Genomic DNA, 24,202 nt, shown 5'->3' with positions numbered 1-24,202 from the left:
GCCTACGCTCTCCCCAAAGCCGAGTGACAAACGTCAATACCCCCCGGACGTTCGCCGGCAGGCGTGAGAGAGGAAGAACATGGCGATTCGACGGCACGGCCGCATCCTGGCCGCAGGTCTGTTCGCACTGGCAGCGGTCGCGGCGGCGACACCGGCGGAGGCCGCGGCGCCGGTGCTCGGACAGATCCGCCTGGCCGGCTCCGCTACCGCGGTGGACGGCAGCTACATCGTGGTCCTCAAGTCCGGCGCGCAGCAGTCGTCCCTGAGCAAGGCCTACGGCGCGTCCGTCAAGCGCAGCTTCGGCAAGGCGCTCAACGGGTTCGAGGCCGCCATGACCGAGACCCAGGCCAAGCGGCTCGCGGCCAACTCGAAGGTGGCGTACGTCGAGCAGAACCAGGTCGTCTCCCTGGCCGCCACCCAGACGAACGCGACCTGGGGCATCGACCGGATCGACCAGCGCGCGCTCCCGCTGAGCACCACCTACACGTACCCGGTGACCGCGTCGAACGTGACGGCCTACATCATCGACACCGGCATTCTCTACAGCCACAGCCAGTTCGGCGGCCGGGCCAGGGCCGGATACGACGCGGTCGGCAGCGGCGCGGTGGACTGCAACGGCCACGGCACGCACGTCGCGGGCACGGTCGGTGGCAGCACGTACGGCGTCGCGAAGGCCGTCAAGCTGGTCGGCGTCCGGGTGCTGAGCTGCTCCGGCAGCGGCACCACGGCCGGCGTCATCGCGGGCGTCAACTGGGTCACCTCCAACGCGGTCAAGCCCGCGGTCGCCAACATGAGCCTCGGCGGCGGCGTCAGCACCGCGCTGGACAACGCGGTCGCCAACTCGATCGCCTCCGGCATCACGTACGCGGTGGCGGCCGGCAACTCGAACACCAACGCGTCGAGCTCGTCGCCGGCCCGCGTCGCCTCGGCGATCACGGTGGGCGCCACGACCCGTACCGACGCCCGGGCCAGCTACTCCAACTACGGCAGCGTGCTGGACATCTTCGCGCCCGGCTCCTCGATCACGTCGGCCTGGTACACCAGCACCTCGGCCACCAACACGATCAGCGGCACCTCGATGGCCTCGCCGCACGTGGCCGGCGCGGCGGCGCTCGTGCTCTCCCGCAACCCGGGCTACACCCCGGCTCAGGTCTCCTCGTCGCTGATCAGCAGCGCCACCCCGAACGTGGTCACCAGCCCCGGCTCGGGATCGCCGAACCGCCTGCTCTTCGTCGCCCAGTAACGCAACCACCTGCTGAGACACGGGGAAGGGGCCGGGCCCCTTCCCCGTGTGACGAGATGACCAACCGGTTTGTGACAGCCGCCCCTGGTGATCATCGTCATCACTGTCGTACGGCATTTCCGTACCTGATCCGCGGTTCTATTAAGTGGATCAAGGAGCGTGAAATGATGACCGAGCAGGGACAGCACCGAGTCGTCATCGTCGGAGCCGGATTCGGCGGCAAGTACGCCGCCCGTGCGCTGCGCAGGGCAGACGCCCGGGTGACGATCCTGAACGGGACGAACCACCACGTGTTCGAGCCGCTCATCTACCAGGTCGCGACCGGCCTGCTCTCCCCCGGCGAGGTCGCCACCCCGGTCCGCGAGTTCTTCCGCGGCCAGCGCAACACCGAGGTGCTGCAGGGCTGGGTGACCGACGTCGACGTGCAGAGCCGCACGGTCACCGCGACCGGCGCGGACGGGACGCCCTACCAGGTGCCCTACGACACCCTCATCATGGCGGCCGGCGCCGGGCAGTCGTACTTCGGCAACGACCGGTTCGCCGAGTTCGCCCCCGGTCTCAAGAGCATCGACGACGCCGTCGAGCTGCGCGCCCGGATCTTCTCCGCGTTCGAGATGGCGGAGCTGGAGACCGACCCGGCCGCCGCCGAGCGCTGGCTCACGTTCGTCGTCGTGGGCGCCGGCCCGACCGGCGTGGAGCTGGCCGGCCAGCTCGCCGAGATCGCCCGCCGCACGCTGCCCGGCGAGTACCGCCGGATCGACCCGTCGAAGGCCCGGATCGTGCTGGTCGACGCGGTCGACCGGGTGCTGCCGACGTTCTCCGCGCAGTCCTCGGCCGCCGCCGAGAAGCGTCTGCGCCGGATCGGCGTGGAGGTCCGGCTCGGCACGAAGGTGGTCGACATCGACGCCACCGGCGTGACCGTCGAGACGTCCGCGGGCACCGAACGACTGGCGGCGATGACCAAGATCTGGAGCGCCGGCGTCGCGGCCGCCCCGCTGGCCCGCCGTCTCGCCGAGGCCACCGGCGCCCCGGCCGACCGCGCCGGCCGCATCCAGGTGAACCCGGACCTGACCGTCCCCGGCCACCCGGAGATCTTCGTGATCGGCGACCTGATGAGCCTCGATCGGCTGCCCGGCGTCGCCCAGGTCTCCATCCAGAGCGGCGGGTATGTCGGCCGGACCATCCGGGACCGGCTCGCGGGCAAGCCTGCGGGTAGGCCGTTCCACTACTTCGACAAGGGCAACATCGCCACCGTCGCCCGGTTCTCCGCGGTCGCCGACCTGCGCGGCCTGCGGCTGAGCGGGCTCGCCGGCTGGCTGCTCTGGCTCGGGGTGCACTGGGCGTACCTGCCGCGGGGACGCAACCGGGCGAGCTCGCTGATCCGCTGGGCGGTCGCCTTCCTGGGCCGGCGCCGGCCGGAGCGGGCGGTCACCAGCCGCCAGATCAACGCGCGGGCCGCTCTGGGACAGGCCACCGCCACCGAGGCCGCCGCCCCGCCGCCGGTCCCGGTCAGCTCCTGACGCTCGTCCGGGGCTGCTCTCAGCAGCCCCGGCCTCCCGGTCGATCAGGTAAGGGTGAGCCGGAAGCGACCGGGTACGGCGGCCCTCAGTGCGATGGTGGCCGTCATCGGTTGTGCCATCACCCTGGCCGTCTTCACCGCGCTGGTGCGGCGGGAGAACGCGGCGGCCGAGGTGCAGATGGACCGGCGTACCGCGGCGGCCGCCGAGGCGGTGCGCTCCGAGACGCGGCGCTACGTGGAGATCCTGCGCACCACGGCGGCCGCGGCCGGGGCGCAGGACACCCTGACCGCCACCGAGTACGGGCACATCGTCCAGCCGCTGAAGACCATGAAGCTGGCCGGCGCCACCGCGATCGTCCTGATCGTGCCGGCCACCGACGACGAGGTGGCCGAGGTCCAGCAACGGTGGCGGCGGCTCGGGTCGCCGGACCTCACCCTGACCCCGAAGGGCAACGGCGAGCACGCGTTCGTGGTGGCCGGCATCCCGCTGGACGGCACCCGCCCGCTCGGCGGCATCGACATGACCCAGGCCGTGGCGCCGGCCGACACGCTCGCCCAGGCGCGCCGCAGCGGCCAGCCGGCGGTCTCCGACACGTATCAGCTGCTCGTCGACCAGGACCTGCCCTCGGACCAGCGGCAGAACTCGTTCGTGATGGCCGCGCCGGTCTTCCGCGGCGCCGAGCAGCAGTTCCTCGGCTGGGTGATGCTCGGTGTACGCGGGCAGAACTTCATGGGCGACACCCTCCAGCACGCGGGACAGGGCCTGCTCGACCTGACACTGATGGCGGCCGGCACGGATCGGCGCGAGGTGACGGTCGCCGAACTGGGCGCCGCGTCGGAGGGCGAGCGCGACCTGGTCCGTACCGTCGACATCCCGGTCGCGGACAAGAGCTGGACGCTGCGGGTGAGCGCGCCGGCGGCCGGTCTGCCGGGCGCCCGCAGCGCGTTCCCGCTCTCCATGGCCCTCGGCGGCCTGGTGCTGACCGCCCTGCTCAGCACCCTGGTCTGGGTGCTCGCCAGCAGCCGGGACCGGGCCCGCGTCCGGGTCCGTGCGGCCACCGCCGAGCTGCGCGCCGGTGAGGCCGCGAGCCGCCGTCAGGCCGATCTGCTCGGTGCGGTCCTGGACGGGATCAGCGACGGCGTGGGCGTGGTCGGCCCGGACGGCAAGTTCCTGCTGCACAACCCGGCGGCGATCCGGATGCTCGGCAAGGGCAACCCGGAGGCCGGGGTGGAGTCCTGGCAGGGGCACTACGGGCTGTTCCAGGTGGACGGTGTCACCCCGTTCGACACCGAGCAGCTGCCGCTGGTCCGCGCGCTCGCCGGGCAGGACAGCGACCAGGTCGAGATGGTCATCCGGCACCCGGACCATCCCGAGGGCCGGGTGATCAGCGTGTCGGCCCGGCCGATCGAGACCACCACCGGGGAGCGCGGCGCGGTCGCGGTCTTCCACGACATCACCGAGCGCAAGCATGTCGAGACCGAGCTGCGCGGGTTCGCCGGAGTGGTGGCGCACGACCTGAAATCCCCGCTCACCGCGGTACGGGGGTTCGCCGAGCTGATCGGCGACGCCCTCGACGACCTGGAGGCCGGTGGCGGCGCGGACGCTCTCCAGCAGGCCCGCCGCAGCGCCGGCAAGGTGATCAGCGGGGCGGTCCGGATGGAACAGCTGATCAGCGAGCTGCTCGACTACGCCGCGGCCCGGGACGCCACGCTGCGACTCGACGAGGTGAACCTGCGCTCGCTGGTCGACGACGTGGTGACCGCCCGGACCGACCACCTGGACGGCCCGGATCTGCGCCCGGACATCTTCGTCGGCTCGCTGCCACCCGTGCAGGCCGACCCGGTTCTGCTCCGGCAGGTGATCGACAACCTGGTCGGCAACGCGATCAAGTACACCCCGCCCGGCCAGGCGCCCCGGATCGACATCACCGGCCGCCGGGAGCCGGACGGTGACGTGCGGGTCCAGGTCGCCGACCGGGGCATCGGCATCCCGGACGGGGAGCACGCCCTGGTCTTCGACAGTTTCCACCGGGCGAGCAACGGCGGAGCCCATCCGGGTACGGGGCTGGGGCTGGCCATCTGCCGCCGGATCGTGGAGCGGCATGGCGGCCGGATCGAGGCCGCGCCCAATCCCGGCGGCGGCACGATCTTCGCCTTCACCATCCCGGCGTCCGCGGAACACCGGGCACCGAGCCTGGTGGCCTCCGCGTGACTGTGGCGGGCGTCACAGCTGGCCGGTGAAGGGTTGAGGCCCGGTCAAGCGGGTAGGCCTCGGGGATGCCCGCTGACGAGCCCGGCACGATCATGGTGTTCGCACCGGTGCCCCAACTGACCGTCACCGTCGAGCAGCAGTCGGGCGAGCCCGAACTGCACGTCCACCCCGGCGGCCAGGGAGTCTGGCAGGCCCGGATGTGCGCCGGCCTGGGCGCGTCGGTCACCCTCTGCGCCGCCGTCGGCGGCGAGATCGGCGAGATCATCGCGCTTCTGCTGCAGAGCGAGCAGATCGAGGTACGCACGGTCCGCCGCTCCTCCGGCAGCGGATGGTACGTGCACGACAGGCGCGACGGCTCCCGTGACGAGGTGGCCCAGCACGCCGGCGAGGCGCTCGGACGGCACACCCTCGACGAGATCTACAACGTCACGCTGGCGGCCGGGATGCGTACCCGGGTCAGCATCCTCAGCGGCCCGGCGGCGCCCGGCGTGATCTCCTCCGACGTGTACCGCCGGCTCGCCGCCGACCTCGGCGCGAACGGCGCGACAGTCGTCGCCGACCTCTCCGGCGACCATCTGACAGCGGTCCTCGACGGCGGCGTCGACTTCCTCAAGGTCAGCCACGAGGAGCTGATGGACGCCGGCCGGGCCACCGGCGACAGCGTCGAAGAACTCGTCGACGCGGCCCGCGACCTGCGCAAACAGGGAGCCGGTTCGGTGCTGATCAGCCGGGCCGGTGAGCCTGGCATCGCCCTGATCGACGACGAGGAGCCGCTGCTCGTGGAGCTGCCCACGCTTCAGGTGGTCGACCACCGCGGCGCCGGCGACTCGATGACCGCCGGGGTGGCGACGGTGCTGGCCCGAGGCGGCAAGCCGCACGAGGCGGTCCGGACGGGCGCGGCGGCAGGCGCCCTCAACGTGACGCGGCACGGCCTCGGCACGGGTCGCAGCGAGGCGATAGCCGAGCTCACCAAACGCGTCCGCCTCACCCCGATCCACGGGTAGCGGGCGCCTTCAGCGCGCGCCCTGACCCGTTTCGCGCTCCCCCTTGATGCCGGCCGCCGACTCTCCGCGCCAGCCGGTCCGGCCGACGCGGATCGCTGCCCGGACAGCACTCCCCACCAGCCGGTCCGGCTGGCGCTGAGTGCTGGCGCGCGAGCCGATGGCAGCACTCAGCGCCAGCTCGTCCCGCTCGGCTGGCTGCCAGTGCTGCCGTATGTCCGTTTTGGGAACGTTGAGAACCAGCCGGCACCGGCGTTTCCAAGATCGACAACCGCTGGGCCGCCACCGGGCGCACGCCCAAGCTGACCGCGCACGCCACCTACCTCGCCGCGCACGCCACCCGCCTCGCCGCGAGCGCGAACGTGAGCGCGACAAAACGCACGAAACGCTATAAAAAGCTCAGGCGGATGCACCGGGCATCTCGTCATCATTCTCGATCACCAGGGCGGCGTGCTCACGAACAGCCTCCGCCGCGTAGAACGCGTCCTCATGCCGCGCCCACCGCGACCAATGCGGCGCATAAGTCTCCCCATCGCGCGCCAACGCCCGACGTTTGCGCAGCGCGGCGGGGCTTTCCAACCAGACGACCCCACACAGGTACGGCCTGACCACCGCCCCACCCGCACCCACCCCCTCAACCACGAGCCACTCGCCGTCCGGTACCGCGAAGTGACCGGCATACTCCCCCGCCGCCCAGTCCCACCGCCGCCAGGACGCGGGCCGGCCCTCGGCGAGGGGCCGCAGCACCCAGTCCCGCAGAGCGGTCACGCCCCGGTCCAGGCCGTCCCACCCGGCGTACAGGTCGTCCATCGAGATCAGTGGCGCGCCCAGCCGCTCACTCACGGCGCGGGCCAGGGTGGTCTTGCCGGATCCGGAACGGCCCTCGACCGCGATGACCCGACGGTCCCCGGCCGACGGCGGCTGCTGCCGGGCCCAGCCGACGACCCGGTCAACGGCGGCATCCCACGGTCCACTCATCCCGCCCGGCCCAGGTCGAGCGGCAGCGCCGGTTCCCCGCCATGCGGCAACGCCAGGTCCCGGCCAGGCGGCAGCGCCGGTTCCCCGCCATGCGGCAACGCCAGGTCCCGGCCAGGCGGCCGCGCCGGTTCCCGGTCAACCGGCAGCGCCAGGTCCCGGCCCGGCGGCAGCGTCCGGCCCGGGTCGAGCGGCAGCGCTGGGTCGGCCGACCACTCCTCCAGGGAACCGTCATAGATGGCGACGTCCTCCCGCCCGAGCGCACGCAGCGCCAGCCCGAGCGTGGTCGCCGAGATGCCGCCCTCCGCCCAGCCGGCCAGCCCGGGCGCCGAACGGTGGTCACCGTCCCGCGCGGGCTTGGCGAGTTCGACCGTCGCGTCGAGGATGACCACGGGAGTGTGCGTCGCCCGTACCCGAAGATCGGAAGGACCCACCAGGAAGCCTGTCATCGCGGCACCAGGCGGACCACGACCCACTTGGAGGTGGGTGTGCCGCTCTCCGCGGCCTGCGATTCCAGGGGTACGAGCGGATTCGTCTCCGGGTAGTAGGCGGCGACGCAGCCCTTGGGGGTGTCGTACTCGACCAGGCGGAAACGGTCGGCCCGCCGCTCCACCCCGTCGGAGAACTCCGAGATCAGGTCGACGATGTCACCGTCGGCGAAGCCGAGTTCGTCCAGGTCGGCGCGGCTGATGAAGACGACCCGCCGGCCCGCGTAGACGCCTCGATAGCGGTCGTCGAGGCCGTAGATCGTGGTGTTGAACTGGTCATGGCTGCGCAGGGTCTGCAGCACGAGCCGCCCGGGCGGAACCGTCATGACCTCGAGCGGGCTGACGGTGAACACCGCTTTGCCCTCAGGCGTCGGAAACGTCCGGGCGTCACGTGGCGGATGCGGCATCGTGAACCCGCCCTCGTCACGGATCTTGGCGGCATACCCGGCGCACCCCGGCACGACCCGCCCGATCCGCTCCCGGATCTGGTCGTAATCGGACGCGAACGCCTCCCACGGGATCCCGTGCCGATCGCCCAGTGTCGCCGCCGCGATGCCGCAGACGATGTCCACCTCGGAGCGCAGCAGCGGACCGGCGGGCGCGGACCGGCCCCGCGAGGCGTGCACCGCGGACATCGAGTCCTCCACGGTGATCCGCTGCTCCCGGCCGCCGGTGTGGTCCCGCTCGGTGCGGCCCAGCGTCGGCAGGATCAGCGCGGTGCGCCCGGCCTCGACGTGGCTGCGGTTCAGCTTCGTGGAGATCTGCACGGTCAGCGCGGCTCCGCGCATCGCCGCCGCGGTGACGGCAGTGTCCGGCATCGCCGCGACGAAGTTGCCGCCGAGCGCCACGAGCACCGACGCCCGGCCGTCCCGGAACGCCTTCACCGTGTCCACGGCGTCGAACCCGTGATGCCGCGGCGGCTCGAAGCCGAACTCGGCGCGGATCCCGTCCAGCAGCGCGGGCGGCGGCTTCTCCCAGATGCCCATGCTCCGGTCGCCCTGCACGTTGGAGTGCCCGCGGACCGGGCAGAGTCCGGCGCCCGGCTTGCCGATCATGCCCTGGAGCAGCGCGACGTTGACGAACTCCTTGATGGTGGCGACCGCGTTGCGGTGCTGGGTGATTCCCATCGCCCAGCAGTGCACGATCCGTTTCGCGTTCGCCAGCATGTCGGCGGCCTCGTCGATCTCGGCCCAGGGCAGGCCGGTGGCCGCTTCCACGGCGTCTCTGTCGATCTCGGAGAGATGCCGGGCCCAGGCCTCGAAACCGACGGTGCTGTTGTCGATGAACTCCCGGTCGGCCACGCCACGCCGCAGCAGCAGGTGCCCGATCGCCTGCCACAACGCCAGGTCGCCGTTGGATCGGATCCGGAGCAGCCGATCCGCCAGGACGGTGCCGTGACCGGCCATCCCCCGTACCCTCTGGGGGTTGTCGAAACGCCGGAGCCCGGCCTCCGGCAGCGGATTGATCGCGAGGATCTTCGCGCCGTCCCGCTTGGCGATCTCCAGGGCGGTGAGCATCCGGGGGTGGTTCGTTCCCGGGTTCTGCCCGGAGACCACGATCAGGTCGGCCCGGTGCAGGTCGTCCAGGGTGACCGAGCCCTTGCCGACGCCGATCGTGCGCAGCAGCGCCGTGCCGGTGGACTCGTGGCACAGGTTGGAGCAGTCCGGCAGGTTGTTGGTGCCGAACGCGCGGGCCAGGAGCTGATAGACGAACGCAGCCTCGTTGCTGGCCCGCCCGGATGTGTAGAAGGCCGCCTCATCCGGGCTGGGAAGTGCCGCCAGAAACGAGCCGGCCAGCGCGAACGCCTCGTCCCAGGAGATCGGCTCATAGTGCGTCGCGCCCTCGCGCCGGACCATCGGGTGGGTCAGCCGGCCCTGTTTCTCCAGCCAGTGATCGGTCTGCCCGGCCAGATCGGCGATCGAGTGCTCGGCGAAGAAGTCCGGACCGACCGTGGCCCGGTCGGCCTCCCAGGAGACCGCCTTCGCGCCGTTCTCACAGAACTCCGCGGCGTGCCGATGGCCCTGCGGGTCCGGCCAGGCGCAACTCATGCAGTCGAAACCGTCGTGCTGATTCAGCGTGCGCAGGTTGCGCACCGCGGCGCGCACACCCATCCGCTGTACGGCGTTGACCAGGCTCAGCCGCACGGCCGGGAGCCCCGCCGCGTGGTCCGCCGGAGCGCCGATCCGTAGCGAGGCGTCCTCGTCCGTCATGCGCCACAGTCTGCTGCCGTGAAGATCGACAAGCAAACAACCTCAGATCTCGCTCTGTCGCAGGCTGCTCAGCACACCCGCGGCCGGCCAGTCCTCCACCCGGTAACGGGACGGCGCGAGCAGCGGCTCCGGGCTCAGGCCGGCCTCCTGCTCGACGACCCGCCACGGCACCCGGAACTCCACTCCGGAGTCGGCCCGGGCGAACGCCACCGAATCGGCGCGCGGCAGCAGCGTGCTGACACCCTCGACCCAGGTGGCGATCGTCTCGGCCGGTCCGCCGTCCGGCGGCTCGACCGCGATCAGCTTGCCGACGTGGACGTCGACGCCGGCCTTCTCGTACTGCTCGGTCAGCCAGTCGGTCTGGTTGGAGTACTCGGTGAGCGCCAGCACCGCCTCGGCGCGCCGGGCCGGCAGGTAGTGCAGGTGACCCGGCGGCGGCGTGTACGGCACCACCGCGCCCCCGGGCGCCGTTACGTAGCCGACCGGGGACAGGTAGCGCACCGCGTCCTGGAAGGTCCGCTCCACCACCGCGTAGAGCTGGTCCGCCTCGTTCTCCGGCAGCGGGCTGAGGAGCAGCGTGTTGTTGTCCGGGGCGAAGGCCAGGACCGGCGTGCCCATCCGCTCGCCGACGTCGGCCAGCCAGCCGGAGGCGAGCAGCAGGGACGTGAAGTACCCGTCGCCGTCGTCGAGCATCCGGATCAGGCTCGGCCCGGACGGCCACGGCCGGCTCAGCGAGCGGCGGGCCAGCTCGGCCAGGTTCTCCCGGGCGGCGTCGAAGACCTCGTCGGCGGAGACGTGCCATTCGTCGAGACGGTCCGGGATCACGTACGCCATCGCGTCCGGGCTGTCGACGACCACGAGCTCCCGCAGGAACGGCATGGCGGGGCGGGACAGCGGCGGACGCATGCCGACCGGGCCGGCGGCCCCGAACGTCACCGGTCGGATCACGGGACGGAGCTTTCCCCGTACCGTCTCCCAGGTGTCCTCGGCCGGCGGCGAGGCCATCAGCCGGACCAGACGCTCCAGTCTCTCCCGGCGTTCCGCCGGGGTCGCGTCGGCGGTCTCCCGGAAGACGTTGGACAGGTAGAGATGGGCCGGACCCGCGTCGCCGGTGCGATGAATGGCGATCGCGAACTCCTCCGGCTGGTAGGTCGCGCGGTCCACCCCCGGGGTGTTGCGGGCCACCCGGAGGGCGAGCTGGGCGAACCGGCGCTGCGGTGAGCCGACGAACCTGTCCAGCAATCCCATTGGTGCACGGTAGCCTGCCGGGCCCTAGATCAAGCGGGCCGATGCTCGTCGACCAGCCGGGTGGCGATGTTGTTCAACGCCTGATCGATCAGGATCCGGTCGTCCGGATCGGTGCGCGCGATGTCGTCCAGGTTCGCGTCGAGCCACTGCCGCCACGCGTGCCGGACCCGCTCGAACTGCTCCTGACCGGCCTCGGTCAGGTGCACCTGATCCCCCTCCACCCGGGCATATCCGGCCTGCGCGAGATCGGTGAAGGTGGGTTCCAGCACTTCAGGGGGCATCCGGTGCTGACGGGCGATGGCCGGCAGCTCGGCGCGGCCCTTCGCGGTCACGTGCAGATGCGTCTGTCCGATCGCCCACGCCTGTGACGGATTGACGTCGGCGCCGGAGTCCGCCAACACCCGATCGAGCACGGTACGGTCGTCGCGCGCCCGCCGCATGGTGTCGCTGATCTGTCGCTCCAGTTGACCGACCCGGTCGTCCGTCGCCGGTGGCGAGAAACCCTCCCCGACGTCGGTCGCGGCGACCCGCGCGCTGTCCCGCAGCGGCACCTCCTTGAGCAGCCAGGCCACCACGAAGCCGAGCACCGCGACCGGGACCACCCACTGGAACACGTAGTTGATCGAGTCGGCGTAGGCCGCGATGATCGGCCCGGACTGCGCCGGGTCGAGCGCGTTCAGCGCCTCCGGGTTCTGCGCCACCGTGGCCGGGACACCGGTCTGCGCGAGCGCCTCGGCCAGCCGGTCCTCCAGCCGCCCGCTGTAGAGCGTGCCGAAGATCGCCGTTCCGAACGAACTTCCGAGGGTACGGAAGAAGGTCACGCCCGAGGTGGCCGTCCCCAGATCGGCGTACGGGACGGTGTTCTGCACGGCGATCGTGAGCACCTGCATGGACAACCCGATGCCGCAGCCCAGGATGAACATGTAGAGCGACTCCAGCCACGTGCTCGTCGACGCTCCCATGGTCGACATCAGATAGAGGCCGACCGACATCACGGCGCCGCCGGCGATCGGGAACATCTTGTACCGGCCGGTGCGGCTCACCATGTTGCCGGAGAGCATCGACATCAGGAACAGACCGGCCACCATCGGCAGGGTGCGCACCCCGGAGGCGGTCGCCGAGACGCCGTCCACGTACTGCAGGTAGGTGGGGAGGAACGTCATCGCGCCGAGCATCGCGAAGCCGACGATGAAGCTGAGCGTCGAGCAGACCGTGAAGACCGAGTTGCGGAACAGGCCCATCGGCAGCATCGGTTCGGTGGCACGCGACTCCACGACGACGAACGCCACGAAGAGGGCGATCGAGCCGGCGAACATCCCGATGATCGTGGGCGAGCTCCAGGCGTACTCGCTGCCGCCCCACTCCAGCGCCAGGATCATCGTGGTCGCGGCGGCGGCGATCAGGCCGATGCCGGCGTAGTCGATGACGGGACGGCCCTCGGACCGTACCGATGGAATGGTCTTGGCGGCCATCGCGATCACGATGATCGCGATCGGGACGTTGACGTAGAACGCCCAGCGCCAGCTCAGATGGTCGGTGAAGAGGCCACCGAGGGTCGGTCCGACGACCGTGGTGACGCCGAAGACCGCGCCGAGCGCGCCCTGATATTTTCCGCGTTCGCGCAGCGGGATGACGTCCGCGATCAGGGCCATCGCGGTCACCATCAGGCCGCCCGCGCCGATGCCCTGGACCACCCGCGCGGCGACAAGCATCAGCATGTCCTGCGCGACGCCGCAGAACGCCGAGCCGCCCACGAAGACCACCGCGCTGATCTGGAAGATCACCTTGCGGCCGAAGAGGTCGCCGAACTTGCCGGCCAGCACCGTGGCGATGGTCTCCGCCAACAGGTACGCGGTGACCACCCACGACATGTGCCCGGCGCCCCCGAGATCGGCCACGATCGTCGGCAGGGCGGTCGAGACGATCGTCTGGTCCAGGGCCGCCAGGAGCATCCCGAGCAGGATCGCGACGAAGACGACGTTGATCTGTCGCCGGCTCAGGACGGGCATGATCCTGATCCTCTTCCTTTCCCTTCCGGGCATTGGCCTTTTCGACGAAGTAAACTAAGTTGACTTCGCTTTGCGTTCGCTTTTATAGAGGGGATTCGAAATGGCGCTCACCGCGGGCAGCACGGTCGGAGAATGGCTGGACCACCCGGAGGGCGGACCGGCCATCCGGGCACTTCTCGGGCAGGGCGGCGACTTCGACGAGTCCCGTCTCGCCCCCGCCCGGGGCCTGCCGCTCCAGCAGCTCGTCGCCCTCAGCCAGGGCCAGATCCCGCAGGAGGCCGTCGACCAGCTCGTCATGGCCGTGAACGGGGGCTTCGCACCCGCCGAGGAGTCGTCCGGCGCCTGGCGTGAGCAGGTCACCGGCGGCCGCTTCGACGGCAAGACCGTGATCGTCACCGGCGCCGCCTCCGGCATCGGCCGGGCCACCGCGTCCCGCATCGTCCGCGAGGGCGGCCGGGTGATCGCCGTCGACATCACCGCCGACAAGCTCAAGGCGCTCGTCGACGACCTCGGCGACGCGGTCGTGCCGGTGGCCGGGGACATCACCGTCGACGCCGACATCGCCCGGATCGTCGAGGCCGCCGGCGACACGATCGACGGCCTCGCCAACGTGGCCGGCATCGTCGACGACTTCTCCCCCATCCACGAGACCGCCGACGCCATCTGGGACCGGGTCTTCGCGGTGAACGTGGACGGCGTCTTCAAACTGACCCGCGCCGTCATCCCGTCGATGCTCGCCGCCAAGCGCGGCTCCATCGTCAACGTGGCCTCCGAGGCGGCCCTGCGCGGCAGCGCGGCAGGCGTCGCCTACACCGCGTCCAAGCACGCCGTCGTCGGCATCACCAAGAACACCGCGTTCATGTACGGGGCCGACGGCATCCGGGTGAACGCGGTCGCACCGGGCGGCGTGGCGACCGGGATGGTCCCGCGCGACCAGTCCGAGTTCGGCATGGCCCGGACCGGCCCGCTGATCCGCACGATCCCGGGCGTGGCGATGCCGGAGCACTTGGCGGCGTCCATCACGTTCCTGCTCAGCGACGACGGCATCAACCTGAACGGCGTGATCCTCCCGTCCGACGGCGGCTGGTCGGTGCAGTAGTCCATCTGTGGATCGAGTCGCCCGCGCGGGCTCTGCCGGCGACCCCGAGCGCCGGCTGGGCCGGCCGGTCCGGCCGGCGCCCAGTGCAGTGCGGACAGCACCCACAACCAGCCGGTCCGGCTGGTGCTCAGTGTCGGCGCGGCGGCGGCCGACAGCACTGAGCGCCAGCTCGCCTTGCCCGGCTGGCTGCCAGTGCTGCCTGGTGTCCGTTTTGTGAACGCTGACAGCCAGCCGGCCTCGAGCTTTCCACGATCGACAGCCGCGGGATCGCGAGCCGTCAGCGCACAAAAGCCCACCGCGTGCACCGGCCGCCACCCCCGCGCGATCAGCGCACACGAACGGGCTTCCGTGTGCGCTGGCCGCCGCCCCCCGCGCGCGATGAGCGCCCACGAACGGCCTCCGTGTGCGCCGATCGCCCCGGGGAAAGCCTTCCGTTCACCGGCTGGTCCGGCTGGTCCGGCTGGTCCGGCTGGTGCTCAGCGCTGCCCTGCCGACGGAGTCAGTGCCGCTCGGTCAACACCTGCTGGAGCAGCGCGCCGTAGCGCACCACCAGTTCACGGGGTTCGGCGGCGACGAGCGCCTCGTCGCCGACCACCCACAGCACGTAGAGCAGCCCGCCCACGACCGCGGCCGCCAGACGCGCCCGGATGTCCGCGTCCGGACCGGCGAGCCGGGCCCGCACCGGGCCGACGAACATCTTCTCGTGGATGTCCTGCAACCGGGTCCTGATCTGCGGCTCGTTGCTGCCCCGGACCAGGGCCAGATAGACCCCGCGGATGTCGTCGTCGGCGAGCAGCACCTCGATGAAGCGCTCCCCGAACTGCTCCATCGGCACGTCGAACAGCGGCTCGTCGTCGATCGTCAGGTGCATGGTCTCCAGGAACAGCAGCTCCTTGGTGCCGAAGTGCCGGATCACCAGCGCCGGGTTGCTGCTCGCGAGGGCGGCGATGTCACGCACCGAGGTCCGGGCGAAACCGCGCTCCCGGAACAGGTGGGTCGCCGCCGTGCGGATCTCCTCGCGGGTCGCTTCACCCGTACGCCTGACCATATTCCGATCGTAAGCCGACTCCCACCTTGCCCCCGATGGGCCAGCCCCGGTGGAACGCGAGAACCGCTCACCTAAAGCGTGCTCAGCTAACCAGGACACGGCAAATCGGATAGAAAGGTACGACATGAGCAAGGCAAAACGGTGCCTGACCACGGCCGGCCTCGGAGTGCTGGCCGGCGCGACGATCGGGATGAGCGCGGCGCAGGCGTCCCCCGGGATTCCGCAGCCGGAGAAGCTCGACAGCGTCGCCGGGTACCAGGACACCAAGCTGGCGTGCGACGCCCTCAGCCGGATCGCCTCGCGCCTCGGCATGTGGGACGACAAGTTCGGCGACTGCGAGAAGCATCTCGGCGGGACACACCGGCTGTACGTGCTCTACATCGAGTACGAGAGTGGCATGCCGGACAAGCCCCATGACCAGGGCATGCCCTCCGATCACAACACCGGTACCGGCACCACGGACGCCGGCGCCCCCAGCGGCGGCGACACGAGCGGCGGAGCCACGAGCGGCGGCACCACGAGCGGCGGCGCGGACAACGGCGGCAGCGCCCCGGCCAGTGGCGGCGCCGACACGAGCGGCGGCACGAGCAGCGGCAGCGCAGACACCGGCGCAGGCGGCACCGCAACGACCGGAGCCGGGACCACTGACACCGGCACCGGCGCCGACACTGGCACCGGAACCGCAGGCGCAGGCACCACCGGCGCCAACACCGACACCGGAACAACCGGCACGGACACCACGGCTGGCACCGGAACGACCGGCACGGACACCGCAACTGGCGCCGGAACAACCGGCACAGACACGGCGGGCGGAACCGGAACAACCGCCACCGACACAGGAACCGGGACAACTGACACCGCCACCGGAACCACCGACACCGGCGCGACCGGAGCGGACACCGCCACCAGCACCACCGGCGCCGACACAGGGGCCGGATCGACCGACACCGCGACCGGAACAACCGGCACCAACACCGGCGCGACCGGTGCCGACACCGGAACAACCGGCACCGACACGGGCACGACCGGCGCGGACACCACAGCCGGCACCACCGACACGGGCACTGCGGCAACCGGCACGGACACCGGAACCACAGGCACCGACACCGGCGCCGGCGCAGCGGGCACCGACACCGGTGCGGGCATGACCAGCACCGAGACTGCCACGGGCACAGCCGGCACCGACACCACCGCGACCGGCACCGAAACCACCGGCGCTGACACCACGGCGACCGCCACCGAAACCACGGCGGCCACCACCGACACCAGCACCACCGGCGCCGAAACGACGACCGGCACCGAAACCACCAGCAGCCCCGAAACCGTCACCATCGTCACCGGAGTCACCAGCTGACCCCGCACCCCTCCGGCGGCCGGCCCCAACGCCCGGCCGCCGGAATCGGTACCGGCGAACCTCACCCGCCGGCCATGGCCCCCACCACCATGAACGGCTCCTCCCCTTTGATCACCCGATCCGGCAGCTCAGCGTCAGGCGACTCGTTCGACAGGTCCTCCTCGCAGGCGAAGAACCGCACCAACGCCCGCCGCCGCCCGCTCTCCCGATCCCGCATCGTGCCGAGCAGCATCGGGTACTCCCGCTCCACCGCGTCCAGCACGGTCCGCTGCGTCACCGCCCCGGAGACCTCGACCTGCACCTCCCGGCCGACGCTCGCGAGGGTGCGCAGGTGCGGCGGCAGAATCACCCTGATCACGGCAGCACCTGCACCTCGACGGAGAGCACCGGCGGCAGGTCACGGACGATCGGCCGCCAGCTGTCCCCGCTGTCCGACGACCCGTACACCTGACCGCCGCTGGTCCCGAAGTAGATGCCGCACTCGTCGAGCGTGTCGACCGCCATCGCGTCGCGGAGCACGTTGACGTAGCAGTTCTCCTGCGGCAGTCCGACGGTCAGCGGCTCCCACTGCTCGCCACCGGTGCGGCTGCGGTAGACCCGCAGCTTGCCGTCCATGACGTAGTGCAGTGAGTCGCTGGTGATCGGCACGACGTAGATCGTCTCGGGCTCGTGGGCGTGCACCGCGATCGGGAAGCCGAAGTCGGTGGGCAGGTTGCCGCTGACCTCGCGCCAGCTGCCGCCGGCGTCGTCGGTGCGCAGCACGTCCCAGTGTTTCTGCATGAAGAGCGTGTCCGGCCGGGACGGGTGCATGGCGAGCCGGTGCACGCAGTGGCCCACTTCGGCGTCCGGGTCGGCGATGCCCTCGGAGACCAGGCCCCGGTTGATCGGCTGCCAGCTGACGCCGCCGTCGTCGCTGCGGAACGCGCCGGCGGCCGAGATGGCCACGAAGATCCGGTCCTTGTTCACCGGGTCGAGGATGATCGTGTGCAGGCAGAGCCCACCGGCGCCGGGCTGCCATTTCGGTGCCGAGACATGGGTACGGAGTCCGGCCAGCTCCACCCATTTCTGGCCGCCGTCGGTGGACTTGTAGAGGGACGCGTCCTCGGCCCCGGCGTAGACGACGTCGGGGTCGGTGCGGGACGGCTCCAGGTGCCAGATGCGTTTGAACTCCCACGGGCGCGGTGTCCCGTCGTACCAGAGATGGTCTCCGACCGGCGGCTGATAGGTGAAGTCGTGGTCGACCTGCCGCCAGGTCGTCCCGCCGTCGTCGGAGCGATGGATGACCTGCCCGAACCAGCCCCCGGACGCCGACGCCCAGAGCCGGTCCGGGTCGGCGGGAGAGCCGTTCACGTGGTAGATCTCCCACCCCGCGAAGTGCGGCCCGCTCACCTCCCAGTCCTGCCGCTTGCCGTCGGATGTGAGGACGAAAGCGCCCTTGCGGGTGCCCACCAGCAATCGAACGCCGCTCATGTCTGCTCCCCTCGGTGTGCCGTATGACACATCCTGGCCCATCGCTGCGGACCTGTGGGGGTTGAAACGCATGTTCGACCGAACGAGTCGGGAAAGCCGAGGGAAGATCAGCCCTGGAGCGCCCGCGCCATCTCCGCCTGCTCGGCGAGGACCTCGTTCATCCGGGCCTGCACGCTGTCCATCATCCCGATCGTCTCGCTGGTGGTGTGGATGCCGGCCGCCACGGTCTCCGCGCTGGCCTGGATCCCGGCGATCTGCTCGGCGACCTTCTGAGTGGCCTCGGCGGTCTCCCGGGCGAGCTCCTTCACCTCGCCGGCGACGACGGCGAAGCCCTTGCCGCTCTCGCCGGCCCGGGCGGCCTCGATGGTGGCGTTGAGCGCGAGCAGGTTGGTCTGCTCGGCGATCGATTCAATGATCTTGATGACGTCGCCGATCGCGGCGGACGCCTGGCCGAGCGCGGCGACCTCGGCGGTCATCGCGGAGGCGCGGTCGACGGCCTGTTCGGCGACCGAGGTGGCGTCGCCGCTGGCGTTGCGCAGCCGTTCCACGGTGTCCAGCAGGGCGCGGGCGTTCGCCGCGGACCGTTCGGCGGCGCGCATCACGTCGAGCCGCTGGGAGACGAGCTGCTGCACGTTGCGCAGCGCGGCGGCCCGGGACGCGGACAGATCGATGTACTCGGTGGTGAAGAAGTCCATCGTGCCGATGATCCGGTCGCCGCTCATGATCGGGAAGCAGACGCCGGAGCGGACCCCGGCCCGTTGCGCCGCCGGCGCCCGCACGCAGTCGGTCAGCTCGGCCAGGTCGCGGACGAAGACCAGGTCGCGGGCCCGCCAGGCGCGGCCGGAGAGGCCGGTCCCCTCGGCGAACGTGGCGGCCAGCGTGACCCGGCGGAACTCGTCACCGGCCGAGCCGGATTCGATCTCGAACTTCAGCACGTTGGCGTCCGGGTCCACCTCCCAGTACGACCCGTACGCCCAGCCGAACGCGCTGCGCACGCTGTCCAGGGCCATCTTGATCGCGACCTGACTGTCGGTGGCCTCGCCGAGTTTCGTGACGACGGTGGTCACCGCGGTACGGTCGTCGGCCACCTGGCGCAGCTCGGCCGAGGCGACGGCGGCCGCCCGGGCCCGCTCGGCGATCCGGGCGATCGCGCTGAATTTGTCCCGCCGGTTCGCGTCCATGTGCAGCGGCGCCGGCGAGTAGTACTCGAGGACGGCGTGCACGTCGGCGCCCCGCGAGATCGGCAGTATGACCGCCCCGACCATGCCGGCCTGGAAGGCGGCCTGCGTGCGCCGGCACCCCACGCCGTCCTCGGGCGACTCGATGTAGATCGGCTGCCGGGTCCGGTACGCCTTGCCGACCATCCCGTCGTCGGCCGCCATGGTCCGCCCCGGCGTGAGCCCCCCGGACGCGGCCTGCAGCTGCGGGGTGATCCGGCCGGTCTCGTGGAACAGCCGCAACTGGCCGCCGTCGGGCACCCAGATCGCCCCGTACCCGAATCCGTAGGACTCGACGGTGCTGGCCACCGTGATCCGCCAGGCCGTGCTCTCGTCGATCGCGCTGTCCAGCGCCAGCATCAGCTCCTCGAGGGCCTCGACGTCTCGCGGCACCGGGCGCACGACCTCCGGGGCCGTCTGACGGGATCCGAACAACCGCACGTGAGCAGCCTACGGGCGGAAGCGATATCCCATGCCCGGTTCGGTGATCAGGTGTTGCGGCCGGGCCGGGTCGGTCTCCAGCTTGCGGCGCAGCCGGGCCATGTATTGCCGCAGGTAGTTCGTCTCGGTCTGGTACTGCGGTCCCCACACGTCGTGCAGCAGGTCCCGCTGGGTGATCAGTTTGCCGGGGTGCCGGACCAGGTGTTCCAGCAGCTGCCATTCGGTCGGGGTGAGCCGCACGTCGGGGGTGACCGAGCGTTCGGAGAGGTCCACGACGTGGGAGCCGATCCGCACGGTCGGCGAGGCGTCGACCGGCTGCGCCCGGCGGGCGACCGCCCGGATCCGGGCGAGCAGCTCGTCGACGCCGAACGGCTTGGTCACGTAGTCGTCCGCGCCGGCGTCGAGCGCCGCCACCTTGTCGGTGCTGTCGGCCCGCCCGGAGAGCACGATGATCGGCACCGTGGTCCAGCCGCGCAGGCCACCGATCACCTCGGTGCCCTCCATGTCGGGCAGGCCGAGGTCGAGAACCACCAGGTCGGGATGGTGGTGCGCGGCGAGGTGGAGTGCGGAGGCGCCGTCCCGGGCGGTGTCCACCTCGTACCCCCGGGCCTTGAGGTTGATCCGGAGGGCCCGGACGATCTGCGGCTCGTCGTCGACCACCAGGATCCGGGTCACGACGCGACCGCCGGCAGCGAAATGATCATGGTGAGGCCGCCTCCGGGCGTCTCGTCGGGAGTGAGGGTGCCGCCCATCGCCTCGGTGAGGCCTCGGGACAGCGCGAGGCCGAGACCCACGCCGGTGTGGTTGTCCCGGTCGCCGAGCCGCTGGAACGGCAGGAACACGTCGTCCCACCGGTCGGCGGGAATGCCGGGTCCATGGTCGATCACGCGCAGCTCCACCGTGTCACCGCGCGCGCTTCCGGTGATCATCGGCGGGGCGTCCGGCGGGCTGTAGCGCAGCGCGTTCGCGACCAGGTTCACCAGCACCCGTTCCAGCAGACCGGGATCGGCGCGGAGCAGGGGCAGGTCATCGGGCACACGCACGGTCACCGCACGCCCCTCAACCCCAAGATCATCAAGAGCCTGGGGTACGACCTCCTCCGCGCCCACCTCGATCGGGACCACCCCGAGTGCGCCCGCCTGCAGCCTGCTCATGTCCAGCAGGTTCGCGACGAGCCGGCCCAGCTTGTCGAGCGACTCGTCGGCGGTGGCGAGCAGCTCGGCCCGATCGTCGTCGTCGAACTCCACCTCGGAGCTGCGCAGCGAGGCGACAGCTGCTTTTGCGGACGCGAGGGGCGTACGCAAATCGTGGCTCACCGCCGCGAGCAGCGCGGTCCGCAGCTTGTTGGCCTCGGCGAGCGGCTTGGCGGTGGCCGCCTCGGCGGCCAGCCGCTCCTGACGCAGCGCGACAGCGGCCTGCGCCGCGAACGCCTCCACGATCCGCCGGTCGGCGGCCGCCAGCGGATGCCCCTTGAGCAGGATCACCAGGTCACCGTCGGCTTTCACGGTGTCGTCGGCGAGCTCCGGGCGCAGCACCGGCCGGCCCACCGCGGCGACCGTCTCCCCGCCCTCGCAGAGCGCCACCGACTCCAGCACGAACGTCTCCCGCAGCTGGCTCAGCAGCGCCATCAGCGGCCGCTCGCCGCGCAGCACACTGCCCGCCACGGTGGCGAGAGTCCGCGCCTCGGCGGAGGCCTGCGCGGCCTGCCGGGTGGTCCGGGCCGCGACGTCGACCACCCAGCTGACCGCGACCGCCACCAGCACGAAGATCGCCAGGGCCAGCAGGTTCTGCTCCTGCGCGATCAGGAACCGCCCGTACGGCGGGATGAAGTACCAGTTCAGCAGCAGCGACCCGCCGACCGCGGCGAGCAGGGCCGGCCAGAGTCCGCCGATCAGCGCCACGCCGACGACCACGACCAGGAACAGCAGGATCGCGGTGACGAGTTGCTGCTCCGGCACGGCGAGCAGGATCGCGGTGAGCGACGGCAGCCCGAGCATGACGACGAGGAATCCGGCGGCCCGCCGGCGGCGGGACAGCGCCGGCGTGGGTGTCCGCCACGCGCCGCGACCTATCCACTCCCAGAACTCCCCGCCCGCCACGTGTCGAACTTACGCCGCCCCATGATCAACTACCCGGTCCGGTAACGATCAGCACAGCCGGGCCACCGGAAGGGCCAGGACCATGGTCAGCCCGCCGCCGGGCGTCTCCCCCGGCGTCAGCGTGCCACCCATCGCCTCGGTCAGGCCCCGGGACAACGCGAGACCGAGACCCACGCCGGTGTGGTTGTCCCGGTCGCCGAGCCGCTGGAACGGCAGGAACACGTCGTCCCACCGATCCGCCGGAATACCCGGACCGTGATCGATCACCCGCAGCTCCACCATGTCCCCGTGGGTGCTCCCGGTGATCATCGGGGGCGCGTCCGGCGGGCTGTGGCGCAGCGCGTTCGCGACCAGGTTCACCAGCACCCGTTCCAGAAGTCCCGGGTCGGCCCGCAGCAGCGGGAGATCTTCCGGGACGCGCACGGCCACCTTCCGGCCCTCCGGGCCACAATCATCAAGAGCCCGGGGTACGACCTCCTCCGCGCCCACCTCGATCGGGACCACCCCGAGAGCGCCCGCCTGGAGCCGGCTCATGTCGAGCAGGTTCGCCACGAGCCGGTCCAGACGCTCCAGCGACTCGTCGGCGGTGGCGAGCAGCTCGGCCCGGTCCTCGTCGTCGAACTCCACCTCGGAGCTGCGCAGCGAGGCCACTGCTGCTTTCGCCGACGCGAGCGGCGTACGCAGATCGTGGCTCACCGCCGCGAGCAACGCGGTGCGCAACCGATCCGCCTCGGCCAGGGGTTTCGCGGTGGCCGCCTCGGCGGCCAGCCGCTCCTGACGCAGCGCCACGGCGGCCTGCGCCGCGAACGCCTCCACGATCCGCCGGTCGGACGCCTCCAGGGTGCGCCCGCGCAGCAGGATCATCAGGTCGCCGTCCGCCGTCACCTCGCCGTCGGCGGCGCCCGGCGAGACGCAGACCGGATCACCCACGGACGCGACGACGGTCCCGGTCCCGCCGGGCCCCTTCTCCACCAGCGTCACCGAGTCGAGCGCGAACGTCTCCCGCAACCGGTCGAGCAGCGCCGTCAGCGGCCGCTCGCCGCGCAGCACGCCGCCCGCCACGGCCGCCAGGGTCTGCGCCTCGGCGGACGCCCGCGCGGCCTGCCGGGTGGTCCGGGCCGCGGTGTCCACCACCCAGCTGACCGCCACCGCCACCAGCACGAAGATCGCCAGGGCCAGCAGGTTCTGCCCCTCGGCGATGGTGAACCGGCCGACCGGCGCGGTGAAGAACCAGTTCAGCAGCAGCGACCCGCCGACCGCCGCGAGCAGCGCCGGCCAGAGCCCGCCGATCAGCGCCACCCCGACGACCGCGACCAGGAACAGCAGGATGTCGTCGATCAGCGGCAGGGGCGGGCCGGCCTCCAGCGCGACGGTGAGCAGCGGCAGGCCGAGCAGCGCGACGCCGAACCCGATGATCCGCCGCTTCCGGGAGAGCGCGGGCGGCAGCGGCCCGCGGCGGCGACCGCGGCCGGCCAGCTCGTGCGTGACCAGGTGCACGTCGATCGAGCCGGACCGGGCGATCGTGGTGACGCCCACGCCCGCCGCGAAGAGCTGCGCGAACCGGCCCCGGCTGGACGCGCCGAGCACGATCTGGGTGGCGTTCACCCCGCGGGCGAAGTCGAGCAGCGCCCGCGGCACGTCCGCGCCGACGACCTGGTGGTACGTGCCGCCGAGGCTCTCCGCGAGCACCCGCTGCCGGGCCAGCTCGGCGGGGTTCGCGCCGGCCAGGCCGTCGCTGCGGGCCACGTGCACGGCGAGCAGGTCGGCGCCCTTGCTGCGCGCGGCGATCCGGGCTGCCCGGCGGATCAGCGTGTCCCCCTCCGGCCCGCCGGTCAGCGCGACCACCACCCGTTCCCGGGTCTCCCAGGTGGAGTCGATGTCGTGGTCGGCGCGGTACTGGCCGAGCTGCTGCTCCACCTTGTCGGCGAGCCAGAGCAGGGCCAGCTCGCGCAGGGCGGTGAGGTTCCCGGTACGGAAGTAGTTGCCGAGCGCCGCGTCGACCTTCTCCGGCCGGTAGATGTTGCCGTGCGCCATCCGCCGCCGCAGCGCCTCGGGCGTCATGTCGACGAGCTCGACCTGCTCGGCCGCGCGGACCACGGCGTCCGGCACGGTCTCCCGCTGCGGGACGCCGGTGATCCGGGCGACCACGTCGTTGAGCGACTCCAGGTGCTGGACGTTGACCGTGGTCAGCACGCTGATCCCGGCCTCCAGCAGCTCCCGGACGTCCTGCCAGCGCTTGGCGTGGCGCGAGCCCGGCACGTTGCTGTGCGCGAGCTCGTCCACCACGGCCAGCTCCGGCCGGCGGGCCAGCACCGCGTCCAGGTCCATCTCCGCGAAGGCGGCGCCGCGATAGGTCACCTCCCGGCGCGGCACCACCTCCAGGCCCGCGGTCATCGCGGTGGTGTGCTTGCGCCCGTGCGTCTCGACCAGCGCGATCACCACGTCGGTGCCGCGCTCGCCCCGCCGGTGCGCCTCCTCCAGCATCGTGTAGGTCTTGCCGACGCCGGGCGCCGCGCCCAGGTAGATCCGCAACTCGCCGCGAGCCATGACAGACAGCCTTCAGTCCTTT

17 protein-coding genes and 1 pseudogene are annotated in these 24,202 nt (G+C 71.6%); 6 read left to right on the top strand and 12 right to left on the bottom strand.

The features are described from left to right. Window positions 1–79: 79 nt before the first annotated feature. From AMIS_RS08880 to AMIS_RS08865, 4 genes are all read left to right on the top strand, one after another. Window positions 80–1,243: a S8 family peptidase gene (locus AMIS_RS08880; RefSeq protein ID WP_014441882.1), complete on the top strand. Its 1,164-nt coding sequence runs from the start codon at window positions 80–82 to the stop codon at window positions 1,241–1,243. Between the two features lie 164 nt (window positions 1,244–1,407). Then, entirely contained in the window at window positions 1,408–2,763 is a 1,356-nt protein-coding gene (locus AMIS_RS08875; RefSeq protein ID WP_014441881.1) for an NAD(P)/FAD-dependent oxidoreductase, read from the top strand. Between the two features lie 93 nt (window positions 2,764–2,856). After that, window positions 2,857–4,974 (top strand): ATP-binding protein, encoded by a 2,118-nt coding sequence (locus AMIS_RS08870; protein WP_014441880.1) that lies wholly within the window; start codon window positions 2,857–2,859, stop codon window positions 4,972–4,974. Window positions 4,975–5,039: 65 nt separating this feature from the next. After that, on the top strand, window positions 5,040–5,978 hold the full coding sequence (locus tag AMIS_RS08865) for a 1-phosphofructokinase family hexose kinase (RefSeq protein WP_014441879.1): 939 nt from the start codon (window positions 5,040–5,042) through the stop codon (window positions 5,976–5,978). A gap of 396 nt (window positions 5,979–6,374) precedes the next feature. Here AMIS_RS08865 and AMIS_RS08860 read toward each other — a convergent pair whose 3' ends face one another. Genes AMIS_RS08860 through AMIS_RS08840 form a run of 5 tightly spaced genes read right to left on the bottom strand, consistent with a single transcriptional unit; the run spans window position 6,375 to window position 12,905 of the window. Then, the gene (locus AMIS_RS08860) at window positions 6,375–6,953 is read right to left on the bottom strand and encodes a nucleoside/nucleotide kinase family protein (RefSeq protein ID WP_014441878.1); all 579 of its coding nucleotides are present in this window, start codon (window positions 6,951–6,953) and stop codon (window positions 6,375–6,377) included. Continuing rightward, window positions 6,950–7,399, bottom strand: a complete 450-nt coding sequence (locus AMIS_RS43620; protein WP_014441877.1) for a hypothetical protein — start codon at window positions 7,397–7,399, stop codon at window positions 6,950–6,952. Before AMIS_RS43620 ends, AMIS_RS08860 begins: the two co-directional genes overlap by 4 nt. Beyond that, entirely contained in the window at window positions 7,396–9,648 is a 2,253-nt protein-coding gene (locus AMIS_RS08850) for an FdhF/YdeP family oxidoreductase (RefSeq protein ID WP_014441876.1), read from the bottom strand. Before AMIS_RS08850 ends, AMIS_RS43620 begins: the two co-directional genes overlap by 4 nt. A 42-nt stretch (window positions 9,649–9,690) precedes the next feature. Continuing rightward, window positions 9,691–10,896 carry a hypothetical protein gene (locus AMIS_RS08845; RefSeq protein ID WP_014441875.1) on the bottom strand — a complete coding sequence of 402 codons (1,206 nt, stop codon included), beginning with the start codon at window positions 10,894–10,896 and terminating at the stop codon, window positions 9,691–9,693. A 29-nt stretch (window positions 10,897–10,925) separates the two neighbouring features. Then, on the bottom strand, window positions 10,926–12,905 hold the full coding sequence (locus AMIS_RS08840; protein WP_231859261.1) for an MDR family MFS transporter: 1,980 nt from the start codon (window positions 12,903–12,905) through the stop codon (window positions 10,926–10,928). 100 nt (window positions 12,906–13,005) lie between these two features. Between AMIS_RS08840 and AMIS_RS08835 the strand changes: the two genes are divergently transcribed. Then, window positions 13,006–14,004, top strand: a complete 999-nt coding sequence (locus AMIS_RS08835) for an SDR family NAD(P)-dependent oxidoreductase (RefSeq protein WP_014441873.1) — start codon at window positions 13,006–13,008, stop codon at window positions 14,002–14,004. Window positions 14,005–14,503: 499 nt separating this feature from the next. On the opposite strand, the gene AMIS_RS44585 is transcribed toward AMIS_RS08835, so the two are convergent. Beyond that, window positions 14,504–15,052, bottom strand: coding sequence for a TetR/AcrR family transcriptional regulator (locus AMIS_RS44585; RefSeq protein ID WP_014441872.1), 549 nt, complete (start codon window positions 15,050–15,052; stop codon window positions 14,504–14,506). A gap of 124 nt (window positions 15,053–15,176) precedes the next feature. On the opposite strand from AMIS_RS44585, the gene AMIS_RS40330 reads away from it, so the two are divergent. Further along, the gene (locus AMIS_RS40330; protein ID WP_014441871.1) at window positions 15,177–16,406 is read left to right on the top strand and encodes a hypothetical protein; all 1,230 of its coding nucleotides are present in this window, start codon (window positions 15,177–15,179) and stop codon (window positions 16,404–16,406) included. Between the two features lie 61 nt (window positions 16,407–16,467). Here AMIS_RS40330 and AMIS_RS08820 read toward each other — a convergent pair whose 3' ends face one another. From AMIS_RS08820 to AMIS_RS08795, 6 genes and pseudogenes are all read right to left on the bottom strand, one after another. Further along, a complete protein-coding gene (locus tag AMIS_RS08820; protein ID WP_014441870.1) occupies window positions 16,468–16,764 on the bottom strand; it encodes a MoaD/ThiS family protein in 297 nt (98 codons plus the stop codon). Next, window positions 16,761–17,876: a WD40/YVTN/BNR-like repeat-containing protein gene (locus AMIS_RS08815; RefSeq protein ID WP_014441869.1), complete on the bottom strand. Its 1,116-nt coding sequence runs from the start codon at window positions 17,874–17,876 to the stop codon at window positions 16,761–16,763. The genes AMIS_RS08820 and AMIS_RS08815 overlap by 4 nt, the downstream gene beginning before the upstream one ends. A gap of 107 nt (window positions 17,877–17,983) precedes the next feature. Then, complete coding sequence (locus AMIS_RS44580) at window positions 17,984–19,534, bottom strand: methyl-accepting chemotaxis protein (protein ID WP_014441868.1); 1,551 nt, start codon at window positions 19,532–19,534, stop codon at window positions 17,984–17,986. Between the two features lie 9 nt (window positions 19,535–19,543). After that, a complete protein-coding gene (locus AMIS_RS08805) occupies window positions 19,544–20,209 on the bottom strand; it encodes a response regulator (protein WP_014441867.1) in 666 nt (221 codons plus the stop codon). Then, window positions 20,206–21,603, bottom strand: a pseudogene (locus AMIS_RS08800) (sensor histidine kinase); the annotation flags it as partial. The gene AMIS_RS08805 and the pseudogene AMIS_RS08800, both read right to left, overlap by 4 nt. A gap of 78 nt (window positions 21,604–21,681) precedes the next feature. Next, window positions 21,682–24,180, bottom strand: a complete 2,499-nt coding sequence (locus tag AMIS_RS08795) for a sensor histidine kinase (RefSeq protein WP_014441865.1) — start codon at window positions 24,178–24,180, stop codon at window positions 21,682–21,684. Window positions 24,181–24,202 lie beyond the last annotated feature (22 nt).

Origin of the sequence: Actinoplanes missouriensis 431 (genome assembly GCF_000284295.1) — a bacterium.
Classification (GTDB): domain Bacteria; phylum Actinomycetota; class Actinomycetes; order Mycobacteriales; family Micromonosporaceae; genus Actinoplanes; species Actinoplanes missouriensis.
The sequence above is the reverse complement of the archived record's forward strand: the minus strand, read 5'-3'. Positions and strand labels throughout refer to the sequence as shown.